General features: G+C 71.6%; 1 pseudogene. It reads left to right on the top strand.

Annotated features, from left to right (window positions below):
• Nucleotides 1-129: 129 nt before the first annotated feature.
• Nucleotides 130-810: pseudogene (locus ON21_RS30230) on the top strand (DUF2293 domain-containing protein); the annotation flags it as partial.

Here is an 810-nt window from a genome sequence, read left to right as displayed (position 1 = left end):
AAGCCGATCCCGCGCTCCGCGCGGAAAGCCGCCCGACCGGCCACCGCGACGTCGCAGTGGCGGCAAGCGGCTCTGGTCGCGGACGCCTGTACCCCGCAGGTCGGCCGGCGTGCGCTAGGGTTCGAATCCGTGTCCAAGCTGCGGCGGCGAGTGGTCGAGGCTGCGGAAGCGGCTCTGGTCCAACGCAAATATGTGTCGGCGGTCGATGTGTTCGCCACTCTGGGGTGGGTGCGATCCGGTCAGGTCGATCGCTGGCGGCAGGGGCAGGTGCGGTCGCTGGAGCAGGTCACGGCGGTGGACGGGCGGCGGATGCGTGAGGCGGCGGATCTGCTGGGCGCGTGGGCCCGCGAGCACGGGCTCGCCGTGAGCACCGCGGCGTATCTGTCGAGCGGGCGCGATCGCGAGGCGCTGCGGTTCGTCGACGACGGCGAGGACGCGGTGTTCCGGGTGCACTGGCTGTCCGCGGAGCTCAGCCCGGCGCGGCGCGAGCAGGTCGTTCAGCGCCAGAACCGGGCCCCCGATCTGACGGTGGTCGAGGCCGCGGAGCCGTGGATGTGCGCGGAATGCGCCGAGACCGGCCCATACCTGATCGCCTCCGCGGCCGGGCCACTGTGCCTGACCTGTTCGGACGTCGACCATCTGGAATTCCTGCCCGCGGGGAATGCCGCGTTGAGCCGGCGCGCCAAGAAGGAGAGCACCCTCGCCGCCGTGGTGGTCCGCTTCAACCGGCGGCGCAAGCGCTACGAACGGCTGGGCATTCTCGTCGAGGAAGCCGCTCTCACCCGCGCCGAACAGCAATGCCTGGCCGAC

This window comes from Nocardia araoensis NBRC 100135 (assembly GCF_000308435.1).
In the GTDB taxonomy this organism is placed as follows: Bacteria; Actinomycetota; Actinomycetes; order Mycobacteriales; family Mycobacteriaceae; genus Nocardia; species Nocardia araoensis.
Note: the sequence above shows the minus strand (reverse complement) of the source record. Positions and strands in the feature narration are given on the sequence as shown.